Annotated in this window: 11 protein-coding genes; 10 read left to right on the top strand and 1 reads right to left on the bottom strand. The window is 70.4% G+C overall.

Annotation, left to right across the window (positions count from 1 at the left end):
• Nucleotides 1-75: 75 nt before the first annotated feature.
• The 8 genes from ACFWGD_RS01015 (at nucleotide 76) to ACFWGD_RS00980 (ending at nucleotide 9,639) form a co-directional block, all read left to right on the top strand.
• Complete coding sequence (locus ACFWGD_RS01015; protein WP_377777000.1) at nucleotides 76-429, top strand: YlxR family protein; 354 nt, start codon at nucleotides 76-78, stop codon at nucleotides 427-429.
• Nucleotides 430-553: 124 nt separating this feature from the next.
• The gene (infB, locus tag ACFWGD_RS01010; RefSeq protein ID WP_377776657.1) at nucleotides 554-3,457 is read left to right on the top strand and encodes a translation initiation factor IF-2; all 2,904 of its coding nucleotides are present in this window, start codon (nucleotides 554-556) and stop codon (nucleotides 3,455-3,457) included.
• 143 nt (nucleotides 3,458-3,600) lie between these two features.
• The gene (locus tag ACFWGD_RS01005) at nucleotides 3,601-4,566 is read left to right on the top strand and encodes an IS481 family transposase (protein WP_377776656.1); all 966 of its coding nucleotides are present in this window, start codon (nucleotides 3,601-3,603) and stop codon (nucleotides 4,564-4,566) included.
• 574 nt (nucleotides 4,567-5,140) lie between these two features.
• Nucleotides 5,141-5,584 carry a 30S ribosome-binding factor RbfA gene (rbfA, locus tag ACFWGD_RS01000; protein ID WP_377776655.1) on the top strand — a complete coding sequence of 148 codons (444 nt, stop codon included), beginning with the start codon at nucleotides 5,141-5,143 and terminating at the stop codon, nucleotides 5,582-5,584.
• 55 nt (nucleotides 5,585-5,639) lie between these two features.
• Entirely contained in the window at nucleotides 5,640-6,653 is a 1,014-nt protein-coding gene (locus tag ACFWGD_RS00995) for a bifunctional oligoribonuclease/PAP phosphatase NrnA (protein WP_377776654.1), read from the top strand.
• Nucleotide 6,654: 1 nt separating this feature from the next.
• On the top strand, nucleotides 6,655-7,974 hold the full coding sequence (locus ACFWGD_RS00990; protein WP_377776653.1) for an MATE family efflux transporter: 1,320 nt from the start codon (nucleotides 6,655-6,657) through the stop codon (nucleotides 7,972-7,974).
• Between the two features lie 202 nt (nucleotides 7,975-8,176).
• Nucleotides 8,177-8,992 (top strand): metallophosphoesterase family protein, encoded by an 816-nt coding sequence (locus ACFWGD_RS00985; RefSeq protein WP_377776652.1) that lies wholly within the window; start codon nucleotides 8,177-8,179, stop codon nucleotides 8,990-8,992.
• Nucleotides 8,993-8,994: 2 nt separating this feature from the next.
• A complete protein-coding gene (locus tag ACFWGD_RS00980; protein ID WP_377776999.1) occupies nucleotides 8,995-9,639 on the top strand; it encodes a 4'-phosphopantetheinyl transferase in 645 nt (214 codons plus the stop codon).
• A gap of 22 nt (nucleotides 9,640-9,661) precedes the next feature.
• Here the strand turns inward: ACFWGD_RS00980 and truB are convergent, their stop codons facing one another.
• Nucleotides 9,662-10,564: a tRNA pseudouridine(55) synthase TruB gene (truB, locus tag ACFWGD_RS00975; protein WP_377776998.1), complete on the bottom strand. Its 903-nt coding sequence runs from the start codon at nucleotides 10,562-10,564 to the stop codon at nucleotides 9,662-9,664.
• 69 nt (nucleotides 10,565-10,633) lie between these two features.
• Here truB and ACFWGD_RS00970 point away from each other — a divergent pair, with 69 nt between their 5' ends.
• Both ACFWGD_RS00970 and rpsO read left to right on the top strand, forming a co-directional pair.
• Nucleotides 10,634-11,614, top strand: a complete 981-nt coding sequence (locus tag ACFWGD_RS00970; protein WP_377776651.1) for a bifunctional riboflavin kinase/FAD synthetase — start codon at nucleotides 10,634-10,636, stop codon at nucleotides 11,612-11,614.
• 546 nt (nucleotides 11,615-12,160) lie between these two features.
• Nucleotides 12,161-12,430 carry a 30S ribosomal protein S15 gene (rpsO, locus tag ACFWGD_RS00965; protein ID WP_377776650.1) on the top strand — a complete coding sequence of 90 codons (270 nt, stop codon included), beginning with the start codon at nucleotides 12,161-12,163 and terminating at the stop codon, nucleotides 12,428-12,430.
• The last annotated feature ends 184 nt before the right edge of the window (nucleotides 12,431-12,614 follow it).

Raw genomic sequence — 12,614 nt, 5'->3', positions numbered from 1 at the left:
GGCCCGTTTCGGGTTAAGCTGTAAGACGGCCAACGAGGAACGACGGTGGAAGGACAGGTGCGTCTGCGCATGACGATGACCCGGGACGACAACGCCCCGCAATTCGTCGAACGCGAACGAACCTGCATCGCCACCCGCACCCGGCTGCCCGAAGGGCGGCTGCTGCGGATGGTGGCCCGCCCCGACGGCGACGCCACCCGCGTCATCCCCGACCCCCGGCGACGCATGCCGGGGCGAGGCGCCTGGATCACCCCCACGCTCGACGCATGGGCGGTGGCCGACAAGCGCCGCGCGTTCGGCCGCGCATTGAAGGTGTCCGCGAACGCGGACGCGAACCCGGTCCGCGAGTACCTCGAATCCCTCGGGGCACATGCCGGAGCCGCACCCTGCGGCCACGGCGACCGGGAACCGACCAACGGAAAGACCTGAACACTGATGAGCGCACGATGAAGCATCAGCGATGAACGGCAACCGATAACGGGAGTCGGCAGAAGGCCAATGCGCGGGAAACGAACCCGCCCGGCACTGTTCGACTCCACAAGTGAGGAGAAAAGTGTCCGGAAAGCTCCGTGTCCATGAGCTCGCAAAGCAGCTCGGGGTCACCAGCAAGGAACTTCTCGCCCAGCTCAAAGAGCAGGGCGAATTCGTCAAGACCGCGTCGTCGACGGTGGAACCGCCCGTCGTCAAGCGCATGAAGCAGCTCTACGCGTCCCAGGACGGCCAGCACGCCGGCGGCGACGCGAAGCCGGGCGCCGGCAAGCCGGGCCCGAAGCCGGGCGGCGCCAAGCCCGGCCCGAAGGCACCGGCCGCCAAGCCGGGCCAGCCCGCCCCGAAGTCCCCGGCCCAGCCGGGACCGGCGGCGGCGAAGGCCAAGCAGGACGCGCCCGCCGCGCAGGACAAGCCCGCTGCGGCCGCCCCGAAGACCCCGGCGGCCAAGCCGGGCCAGCCCGCCCCGAAGGCCCCGGCCCAGCCGGGCCCCGCGGCGAAGCAGGACCAGCCGGCCCCGAAGTCCCCGGCCGCCAAGCCGGGCCAGCCGGCCCCGAAGGCCGCCCCGGCCAAGCCGGGCGCCAAGCCCGCACCGGCCGCCCGCCCCGCCCCGCAGGGCGGCGACCAGCCGCGCCCGCAGGGCCGTGGCGGCGCCGGCGGCGGCAAGCCGGGCCCCAAGCCCGGCGGCCGCGCCCCCCGCGTGGCCAACAACCCGTTCTCCACGGGCGAGCGCCCCGCGCCGCGCCCGTCCGCCATGCCCCGCCCGCAGGGTGGCGGCCGACCCGGCCCGAAGCCGGGCGGACGCCCCGGCGGCCAGGGCGGCCCCCGCCCGCAGGGCGCCGGCAAGGGCGGCCCCCGTCCCCAGGGCGGCGGCCGCGGCGGCCAGGGTGGCGGCGGCAACCGCCCCACCCCGTCGATGATGCCGTCGCACCCGAACCCGGGCCAGATGCCCGCCAAGTCCGCTTCCGGCGGGCGCGGCGGTCGCGGCGGCCCGGGCGGCGGCCCCGGTGGCGGTGGCCCGCGCGGTGGTCGCGGCGGACGCCGCGGCGGAACCGCCGGTGCCTTCGGGCGCCCGGGCGGCGCCCCGCGCCGCGGACGCAAGTCGAAGCGGCAGAAGCGGCACGAGTACGAGTCGATGCAGGCTCCTTCGGTCGTCGGCGGCGTCAAGCTGCCCAACGGCCAGGGCCAGACCATCCGCCTCGCCCGCGGCGCCTCCCTGTCCGACTTCGCCGAGAAGATCGGCGCGGACGCGGCCGCCCTGGTGCAGGCCCTGTTCAACCTCGGCGAGATGGTCACCGCGACCGCCTCGGTGAGCGACGAGACCCTGCAGCTGCTGGGCGACGAGATGGACTACAAGGTTCAGGTCGTCTCCCCGGAGGACGAGGACCGCGAGCTCCTCGAGTCCTTCGACCTGCAGTTCGGCGAGGACGAGGGCGATGAGGAAGACCTCATGGTCCGCCCGCCGGTGGTCACCGTCATGGGCCACGTCGACCACGGCAAGACCCGCCTGCTGGACACCATCCGCAAGGCGAACGTGGGCGGCGACGAGGCCGGCGGCATCACGCAGCACATCGGCGCCTACCAGGTCAACGTCGACTTCGAGGACTACGAGCGCAAGGTGACCTTCCTGGACACCCCGGGCCACGAGGCGTTCACCGCCATGCGTGCCCGCGGTGCACAGGCCACCGACGTCGCGATCCTCGTCGTCGCCGCCGACGACGGCGTCATGCCGCAGACGGTGGAGGCCATCAACCACGCGAAGGCGGCCGACGTGCCGATCGTCGTGGCGGTCAACAAGATCGACAAGGAGGGCGCGGACCCGCAGAAGATCCGCGGCCAGCTCACCGAGTACGGCCTGACCGACGAGGAGTGGGGCGGCGACACCATGTTCGTCGACATCTCCGCGAAGCAGGGCGAGAACATCGAGAAGCTGCTGGAGGCCGTGCTGCTCACGGCCGACGCGGCCCTCGATCTGCGCGCCAACCCGGACATGGACGCCCAGGGCATCGCCATCGAGGCGCACCTGGACCGCGGCCGTGGCCCGGTCGCCACCGTCATCGTCCAGCGCGGCACGCTGCGCGTCGGCGACTCGATCGTCGTCGGTGACGCCTACGGTCGCGTCCGCCGCATGGTCGACGAGTACGGCAACGATGTCGAGGAGGCGGGTCCGTCCCGCCCGGTGCAGGTCCAGGGCCTGACCTCGGTGTGTGGCGCCGGCGACAACCTGCTCGTGGTGGAGGAGGATCGCACGGCCCGCCAGATCGCGGACCGTCGCGACGCCCGCCGCCGCAATGCGCTGCAGGCCCGCAACCGCCGCCGCGTCTCCCTCGAGAACCTCGATGAGTACATGAAGGAGACCAACTCGCTGAACCTGATCCTGAAGGGCGACAACGCCGGTACCGTCGAGGCACTGGAAGAGGCGCTGCTCAAGATCGAGGTCGACGACGAGGTCCAGCTGAACATCATCGACCGCGGCGTCGGTGCGGTGACGCAGACCAACGTCACGCTGGCCGAAGCGTCGGATGCCGTCATCATCGGCTACAACGTCCGTTCGGAGGGCAAGGCGACCGAGGCCGCCAATGCCGCCGGCGTGGACGTGCGCTACTACACGGTCATCTACAAGGCGATCGAGGAAGTGGAGCAGGCCCTGCGCGGCATGCTCAAGCCGATCTACGAGGAGCGCGAGGTCGGCCGCGCCGAGATCCGCGCGATCTTCAAGGCGTCCGCCATCGGCCTCATCGCGGGTTGCATGGTGGAGTCCGGCAAGATGCGCCGCAACGCGAAGGTCCGCCTCATCCGCGACGGCAACGTCGTGGCGGAGCAGGCGACGATCAACTCGCTGCGCCGCGAGAAGGACGACGCCACCGAGGTCACCGCCGGTTACGAGTGCGGCATGGTGCTGTCCTACCCGGATATCCAGGTGGACGACATCATCGAGGCCTACGAGATGGTCGAGGTCCCGCGCGACTAGTTGTTATGCCCCGGTAGGTTGCGAACGCTGCCTACCGGGGCATCACCACGTCAGGCGATTGCCCCGGCTGGATAGAACAAGGGAAGGCCGTCCCTGTGATTGTCTTGGGTTACCACACTCAAAGACACCAGAAACGACCTTCCATGACACACGCTAACGCACCACTGACCCCCACCGGGCGACTGCGCCTGGCCAAGCTCATCATCGACGATGGCTGGAGCTGCGCCCGCGCCGCCGAACGCTTCCAAGTCTCGGCCTCCACGGCCTACAAATGGTCCCGCCGTTACCGCGACGGACTGCCCATGACCGACCGGACCAGCAAGCCGGCCACCAGCCCGAACCAAACCCCACAGCGGACCGAACGCCGCATCATCAAATTGCGCCACACCCGACGCTGGGGTCCGGCCCGCATCGCCTTCCACCTGGGCATGGCCCCTTCCACGGTCCACCGCGTCCTGCGCCGCTACCGCATGCCGGCGCTGTCCTGCCTCGACCAGGCCACCGGACTTCCGATACGCCGGGCACCGGCCAACTCCTACGTCTACGACGTCCCCGGCGACATGGTCCACATGGACGTCAAAAAGCTCGGCCGCATCCCCGACGGCGGTGGCTGGCGCAAACTCGGCCGCGGAAACGACAAGACCAAGGGCCACTCCGGCGTCGGCTACGCCTGCCTGCACCACGTCGTCGACGACTGCTCCCGGCTGGCGTACTCGGAGATACTCGACGACGAGAAGAAGGACACCGTGGTGGGGTTTTGGCAGCGAGCCCGGACCTTCTTCGCCGGCTACGGCATCGCCATTAGCCGGGTGATGACCGACAACGGCTCGGCATACCGGTCGAAGTTGTTCAACAACGTGCTCGCCGCCGAGCAGGTCAAGCATGTGTTTACCCGTCCGTATCGGCCGCAGACCAATGGCAAGGTCGAGCGGTTCAACAGGACGTTGGCCGCTGAATGGGCCTATGCCGATACCTACGACGGTGAAGCCGCCCGTGCGCGGGTGTATCCGGGGTGGTTGCATCATTACAATCACCACCGACCCCATGGCGCACTGGGCGGCTCAACTCCCGCGGAAGTCGTTCACAACCTCACGGGACATAACAACTAGTCCGCGGACCCGAGAGTGATCGGTGCCCCACGGCACGTCGCTTTTCGACGGCCGGCCCCCACGCCATTCGGTGCGGGGGCCGGCTTCGTCGTGTCGGGTGGTTGGCGGGGGCGCGGGCCGTCGACAAGCAAGCGCTCGTGCATATGTGGTGCCAACGCTTCACGTGTGCAGCCCGTCACCTGCGGCGATGCTCTGGGTCCGCGGAGGGGTGTAACCGCATCCGCACGAGAACGTGGTTCGTCTCGTGCCAAGGAGACGCCGACGATTTCCGCCACCTGCGCAAACGCAGTTGGCGACGCGGCGTTGGTATCTCCTCGGCCCGAAACCGGCGCACCGTCCCCGTTCGGCGACGACTTCGCGGTGTCGGTTGGCGGGGTGGCGCGCGGGCCGTCGCAAAGTAGGGCGCGGGCGGGCGTTCGCCGAGGGCGACCCCGCGCAGGCGGCGAATCGGCGGGGCCGGACACAAACCGGCGAAACGAACGGCTATCCTGGGTGGCCGGAGTTCGGGCGCGATCACCTCGCGTCCCGACGCACGTCAGCGACAAGAAGTCCCCGACCAGAGGAGTAGATCGAGATGGCCGATCCCGCACGCGCACGCCGCATGGCCAAGCGAATCCAGGAGGTCGTCGCCGCCGCGATCGAGCGCGAGGTCAAGGACCGGAGGCTGGAGCTGGTGACCATCACCGATTGCCGCGTCACCGGCGACCTGCACGACGCCACGGTGTTCTACACCGCCCGCGGCCGCACCATCGACGAGGACCCCGACTGGGAGGCCGCCGCCGAGGCGCTGCACCGCGCCCGCGGCCAGCTGCGCTCGCTCGTCGGTCGCGCGCTCGGCGTGCGGTACACACCGACGCTGTCGTTCGAGGTCGACACCGTCCCCGAGGCCAGCGCCCACATGGAGGAGCTGCTCGAGGCGACCCGCCGCCGCGACGCCGAACTGGCGAAGCTGCGCGAAGGCGCCGCCCCCGCGGGCGAGTCCGATCCGTACCGCCGCGACGACGAGCCGGAGGCCTGAGGTGGGGCCGGCGGAGCAGGCGGCGCACCAGCTGTCGCAGTCGATCAGCCGGCGCATGTCGGGTCCGATCCAGGATTCGATGGACATGCTCGCCGACGCCGAGTTCGTGGCGGTGGTCTGCCACATCCACCCCGACGCCGACGCGATCGGCGCGGCGTCGGCGATGGTCATGGCGCTGCGCCAGCGGGGCATCCGCGCCGTGGCGGCGTACGGCAACGACGAGTTGCCGGCGAAGTCGCTGCTGACCATCCCGGGCTGGGAGTTCTTCGTGTCGCCCGATGACATCCCGGAGTCGGTGGACACGTGGGTGTCGGTCGATTGCGCGAGCCCGGAGCGGCTGGGTTGCCTGCGCGAGCGGATGCTGTCGTCGCAGCGGCTCATCGTCGTCGATCACCACGATTCGAACACGCACTACGGCACGGTGAACATGGTCGACGAGGACGCGGAGTCCTCGACGATGGTGCTGCTGGACTTCTTCGAGGTCTGGGGCATCCGCCTGACCCGCGACATGGCGCATGCGCTGTACGCGGGCCTGCTCACGGACACGGTGTCGTTCCAGTTCGGGCGTTCCCGCATGCACACGGCGGCGGCGCGGCTGCTGAACAAGGGCCTGGACCCGCGGACCATCGGCGCGCAGCTGCTGGAGGGCCACCCGTTCGAGTTCCTGCCGTTTTTGGGCCGCGTCATGGCCACGGCGGGCCGCGTCCCCGGCTGGGCCGATGGTGCGGGCCTGGTGCACGTGACGGTGTCGCACGAGGACATGGCCGACGTCGGTCACGATGAGGTCGAGGCGGTCGTCGACGTCGTGCGCACGACCAAGGGCGGCGATGTCGCGGCGGTGTTCAAGGAGTATGCGCCGGGGTTCTGGTCGATGTCGCTGCGTTCAACCGAGCTTGTCGACGTCTCCGAGGTGGCCAAGTTCCTCGGCGGCGGAGGACACCAGCGAGCGGCGGGGTACAACTTCAGCGGCGACCGGGACGGTGTCCTGGGCGCGTTGATCGGGGCGTCGGAGGTGGCGGCGGCGACGATCGAGAAGCCCGGCACGCCCGTATCCGACGACGGCATCTGAGGTGACCACCGAGCTGGACCGGCCGGTCACCGCGGGCCGGATTCTCGGCCTGGCGCTGCCCGCCCTCGGGGTGTTGGCGGCGCCGCCGCTGTATCTGCTGTTGGACACGGCCGTCGTCGGCCGCCTGGGGGCGGTGGAGCTCGCGGCGCTGGCTGCGGGGGCGACGGTGTTCTCCATGCTCACCGCGCAGCTGACGTTCCTCGCCTACGGCACCACCGCCCGGGCGTCGCGGGCGTTCGGCCGCGGCGACGTGCGCGGCGCGGTGACCGAGGGGGTGCAGGCCACGTGGGTGGCCATCTTCGTCGGCGCCATCCTCTTCGGGCTGGTGCAGATCTTCGCCGGCGCGATCACGCGGCTGCTCGCGCCCGATCCGGAAGTGGCGACCGCCGCGGCCGGATGGCTGCGCATCGCGGCCTTCGGCATCCCGCTCACGCTCATCGCCCAAGCCGGCAATGGTTGGATGCGCGGGGTGCAGGACACGCGCCGGCCCTTCCTCTACGTCGTCGGCGGGCTGGGGCCCGCGGCGATCGCCATCGTCCCGCTCGTCGGATGGTTGGGTTTGGACGGATCGGCGTGGGCGATGATCGGCGGCGAGACGCTGACGGCGGGCTTCTTCATCCGGAAATTGGTGGCGTCGGCGTCTGAACGGGACGTCGACAAGCAACCGAGCTGGACCCTGATCAAGCGGCAGCTGGTGCTGGGCCGGGACCTGATCCTGCGTTCGCTGGCGTTCCAGGTCGCGTTCCTGTCCGCGGCCGGCGTCGCGGGGCGGCTGGGGGCGTATTCGCTCGGCGGCCACCAGATCCTGCTGCAGCTGTGGAACCTGCTGTCGCTGGTGCTCGACTCGCTGGCGATCGCGGCGCAGACGCTGGTCGGTGCGGCGCTGGGCGTCGGCTCGGTGGCGGCGGCGAGGTTCACCGCGCGGCGCGTCATCGCCTGGTCGACGGTTTTCGCCGGCGTGCTCGCCGCGGTGTTCGCCCTGCTCAATTCCGTGTTGCCGCGCGTGTTCACCGATGCCGGGGGCGTGCTCGCGGCCATCGCCGAGGGGCCGTGGTGGATTCTCGTGGCCATGATCCCCGTCGGCGGCGTCGTCTTCGCCATCGACGGCGTGCTGCTGGGGGCCGGGGATGCGGCGTTCCTGCGCAACGCGACGATCACCGCCGTGGTGCTCGGATTCCTGCCGCCGGTGTGGCTGACGCTGTCGATGGGCTGGGGGCTCACCGGCGTGTGGTGGGGGCTGCTGACGTTCATGGTGCTGCGGCTCATCTTCGTCGCCGTGCGCTACCGCGGTCCGAAGTGGACGGTGGCGGCGGGGGAGTAGGGGCCGCGCGCCGGTGATTTGCCGCCCCAAAACTGTTGACCGTGGGGCATGTGTGACTAAAGTTGCCTGAGAGTCTGGTTTGCGTGGACTTTTCCCGCGAATCGCCGCCGATCCGTTACGATTCCGTGACCGGCGGCGATATATCTGCCAGACCCGGCTTCACCATCACCCGGCAACCGGCACGAGCCACGAGGAGGCGCCCATGGCGGACGACGACCATTCGTCGATCACCCTGTGGGCGATTTCCGACCTGCACGTGGCCGTCAAGGCGAACAAGGCGGTGATGGAGAGCCTGCAGCCGCGCAACCCCGCGGACTGGCTCATCGTCGCCGGCGACGTCGCCGAGCGGCCCGAGCTGGTGCTCAAGACCCTCGGCGAGCTGTCCCGCCGCTGGGCGCAGGTGATCTGGGTCCCCGGCAACCACGAGCTGTTCTGCCGCGGCGCCGACGCCCACGTGGGCGAGGACCGCTACGCGCAGCTCGTCGACGGTTGCCGGCGCCTCGGCGTGCTCACGCCCGAGGATCCGTACCCCGAGTTCGGCGGCGTGACCATCTGCCCGCTGTTCACCCTGTACGACTATTCCTGGCGCCCCGCCGGCACGACCATCGGCGAGGCACTCGAGATGGCCAATGCCCGGCAGGTCGTCATGACCGACGAGTTCGCCATCCGCCCCTTCGTCGACCCGGTGCTGTGGTGCCGGCGCCGCCTCGCGTACACGGTGCGCAGGCTCGCCCGCGTCGACGGGCCGACGATTCTGGTCAATCATTGGCCGCTGGCGAAGGAACCGCTGTCGGCGGTGTACTACCCGGAATTGTCCATGTGGGCCGGCACCCGGCACACGCAGGATTGGGGCACGCGGTACCAGGCCCGCCACGTCATCTACGGGCACCTGCACATCCCCGGCACCACCGTCGTCGACGGCGTGCCGCACACGGAGGTCTCGCTGGGCTACCCCAGGGAATGGCAGCCGCGGGAAGGCGACCGGACGTGGCCCTACCCAGTAATGGAGGTTCGATGACGGTGCTCACGAAGGCCATGCTCCCGGCTCACGCCTCGTTCCATCAGATGTGGACGAACGGCGACAGCCTGGATCACTACCACGAGCTCGACCCGCTGGAACGCAATCTCGTCTCCGGCGCCGTCGATGCGCGCAAGGCCGAGTTCGGCGATGCCCGCTGGTGCGCCCACCGGGCCATCGAGGAGCTCACCGGCCGCCCGTCGGCGCGCCCGATCCTGCGCGGCAAGCGGGGCATGCCCATCTGGCCGAACCAGATCACCGGCTCCATGACGCACACCCGGGGTTTCCGCGCCGCGGTCGTCGCCCCGCGCCTGCTGGTGCGCTCCATCGGCGTCGACGCCGAGGTCGCCGAGCCGCTGCCCGAGGGCGTGCTGGGCTCCATCGCGAGCCCCCGCGAGTTGGCCACCATCGGCACCGCGGGCCTGGAATGCGCCGACCGGCTGCTGTTCTGCGCCAAGGAGGCCACGTACAAGGCGTGGTACCCGCTCACTGGCCGCTGGCTCGGTTTCGAGGACGCCGACATCGACCTGCGCCCCGACGGCACCTTCGTCTCCTACATCCTCGTGCGCCCCACCCCGGTGCACTTCATCGAGGGCCACTGGACCGTGGAGAACGGCTACGTCATCGCCACGGCCGTCGTGCGCTGACGGCCGCTGCTCCGCACCGCACCTACATCGTCGACGGCCGCGCGACGAACACCGTCTTCGCGCGGTCGCCGGACTCCGTGATCAGCGCGACGACGCGCCCGTCCGGCGTCCGCGCGGCCTGCACGCCGCCCATGCCGATCGGCTCGAGCCACTTGCCCTGCGACAGCGCAATGCCCTCGTCGGCGGTGACGTCGCGGGCGGGGAAGCACGCCAGGCACGCCTCGTCGAGGCTCATCGTGGGCACGGGCTCCTCCGCGAGCTCCTCCAGGGTCTTCGCCCCATCGATGCGGAAGGGCCCGGCGGCCGTGCGCCGCAGCGCCGTGACGTGGCCGCCGACGCCCAGGCCGGCCCCCAGGTCCCGCGCCAGCGAACGGATGAACGTCCCGGCCGAGCAATCCACGCTCACGTCGAGGTCGATGAACCCCGCCTGACGACGGATCGCGTGGACGTCGAAAAGCGACACCGTGACCGGGCGCTCGGGCAGCACGACGTCCTCCCCGCGGCGCATCCGCTCGTGGGCGCGGACCCCGTCGATCTTGACCGCCGACACCGACGCGGGACGCTGCATGATCTCGCCCGTCAGCGCCGCGACACCCGCCCTGATCGCGTCGTCGGTGACGGCCGCGATCTGCTCGGGAGCCGCCGTGGCCAGCACCTCTCCCTCCGCGTCGTCGGTGACGGTCGACGCGCCCAGGCGGATCGTCGCATCGTAGGACTTCGCGTCGGCGTGGACGTGCGGCAGAAACCGCGTCCCCCGATTGACGCCGAGCACCAGCACGCCCGTGGCCATCGGGTCCAGGGTCCCCGAATGCCCCACGCGGCGCGTCCCGAACACGCGCCTGAGCTTGCCGACGACGTCGTGGCTGGTCATCCCCGCGGGCTTGTCGACGACGACGAGCCCCGAATCCGCCAGCGGGTCGACCATGTCCGGAGATGCATTCATGTGGGGCATCCTATTCGGCGCGGCGGCGGTGGCGTGTCGTAGGGTTGGCGCGTGGACATCTGGCACGGGATTGAACAGGTACCCGCCGACCTCGGCGACACCGTCGTGACGATCGGCGTCTTCGACGGCATCCATCTCGGCCACCGGCGGCTCATCGGCCGCGCGGTGGAGCGGGCGCGCGAGATCGGCGTGCCCGCCGTGCTGGTGACCTTCGACCCGCACCCCATCGCCGTGTTCGCCCCGGACAAGGCGCCGGCGACGCTGGCGACGTGGCCGCGCCGCGCGGAGCTGGCGGCGGAGATCGGCGTCGATGCGATGCTGGTGCTGCGCTTCGACAAGGAGCTCGCCGCCATGTCGCCGGAGGACTTCGTCGGCGACATCCTCGCCGGGACGCTGCACGCCCGGGCCGTGCTGGTGGGGGAGAACTTCACCTACGGCCACAAGGCGGCGGGCAACACGGAGACGCTGCCGGTGCAGGGCGCGGAGCACGGCATCGACGTGGAGATCGTCGAACTGCTCGCCGACGGCGGCGACCGCGTGTCGTCGACGCGCGTGCGCGGGCACCTGGCCGACGGCGACGTCGCCGCCGCCGCCGATTGCCTCGGCCGGCCGCACCGCGTCACCGGCGAGGTCATCCACGGCCAGGGCCGGGGCGGGGCGCAGCTGGGCTTCCCGACGGCCAACATCGACGTCGCACCCGGCCTCGCCGTGCCCTCCGACGGCGTGTACGCGGCGTGGTTCACCGCCACCGAAGGGCCCGAGCGTGCCGACGTCGACCCGGACGGCGACATCGAGCTCGGCCGCGCGTACCCGGCGGCGGTGTCCGTGGGCACCAACGTCACCTTCGGCGACACCGCCCGCACCGTCGAGGCGTTCATCCTCGACCGGTCGGCGGACCTGTACGGCCTCACCGGCTCCATCGATTTCGTCGGCCGCATCCGGGGCATGGAGAAGTTCGACGGCATCGACCCGCTCATCGAGCGCATGAACCTCGACGTCGCCGAGACCCGCGCCGTGCTCGGCGTGGAGTAGGGCGGCCAGACCTGTATCGGGGGACCTGGATCACGGGGCCCGAATCAGGCGTAATTGGGCGCAGCGGTGCCAGTGGAGTGGCGGCGGTGCTGGTCGAGTAGCGCGCCGGCGAAAACCCCGACTTCTCCGGCGCTGAACCCCACATCAGCGCCCGCGATCGAGCTCGAAACCCAAACCCCGACAGCTAAACCCCGATAGGACCCCCATAGAGGTGGCCACATCCCGACATCACCAGTGAAGTCGGACTTTAGCTGTCGGGGTTTGGGTTTGGTTGGGACCGAAATGTGGGCTCGAAGGGATGCGCGGCGTCGAATCGGGGTCCGAGGGGGGAAGGCGGCGTAGGAGTGGGTAGGCGGCGTCGAATCGGGGTCCGAGGGGATGAGCGGCGTGGAGCCGTGCACGGCGCGGGGATTAGGGATACCGGGGGAGCAGCTGGTACTCTCGCCCGTTGGCCGTGACTGTGGTCCACGAACAGTCGCCGCGCCGCCGGTCGCACCGGGGCCAAGGAGTGGACTGAAACAACCAACGACACGAAGGAGACGCCCCATGGCGCTTTCGACCCAGGAAAAGTCCGACGTCCTCAAGGAATTCGGCCTGCACGAGACCGACACCGGTTCGCCGGAGGCCCAGGTCGCGCTGCTGACCACGCGCATCCGCCAGCTCACCGAGCACCTGAAGTTCCACAAGCACGACCACCACTCGCGCCGCGGCCTGCTGCTGCTCGTCGGTCGCCGCAAGGGTCTGCTCAAGTACCTGGCCGACAACGACGTCCAGCGCTACCGTAACCTCATCGAGCGCCTCGGCCTGCGCCGCTAAGAGCCGCGCACGAGCGTCGGCCGCCCAATCCGGGTGGCCCGAAACGCCCGCCGCGACCAGGATCACCCTGGTTGCGGCGGGCTTTTTCGCGTTTGCCGTGGTAGGGTCGCCGCGATGCCCCGAAATGAAGCAATAGGGCGGCACCGACGATCGCCCTGGGGGCACACCAAACGAAAGACGTGGT

Source organism: Corynebacterium sp. NPDC060344, from assembly GCF_042725215.1.
Classification (GTDB): domain Bacteria; phylum Actinomycetota; class Actinomycetes; order Mycobacteriales; family Mycobacteriaceae; genus Corynebacterium.
The sequence above is the reverse complement of the archived record's forward strand: the minus strand, read 5'-3'. Positions and strand labels throughout refer to the sequence as shown.

Excerpts from the sequence above, each read along its gene's own strand:
- ACFWGD_RS00985 (WP_377776652.1), top strand. The coding sequence starts at position 8,177 with ATGGCGGACGACGACCATTCGTCGATCACCCTGTGGGCGATTTCCGAC.
- ACFWGD_RS01005 (WP_377776656.1), top strand. The coding sequence starts at position 3,601 with ATGACACACGCTAACGCACCACTGACCCCCACCGGGCGACTGCGCCTG.
- truB (WP_377776998.1), bottom strand. The coding sequence starts at position 10,564 with ATGGTCGACCCGCTGGCGGATTCGGGGCTCGTCGTCGTCGACAAGCCC.
- ACFWGD_RS01015 (WP_377777000.1), top strand. The coding sequence starts at position 76 with ATGACCCGGGACGACAACGCCCCGCAATTCGTCGAACGCGAACGAACC.
- ACFWGD_RS00995 (WP_377776654.1), top strand. The coding sequence starts at position 5,640 with ATGTCGGGTCCGATCCAGGATTCGATGGACATGCTCGCCGACGCCGAG.
- rpsO (WP_377776650.1), top strand. The coding sequence starts at position 12,161 with ATGGCGCTTTCGACCCAGGAAAAGTCCGACGTCCTCAAGGAATTCGGC.
- rbfA (WP_377776655.1), top strand. The coding sequence starts at position 5,141 with ATGGCCGATCCCGCACGCGCACGCCGCATGGCCAAGCGAATCCAGGAG.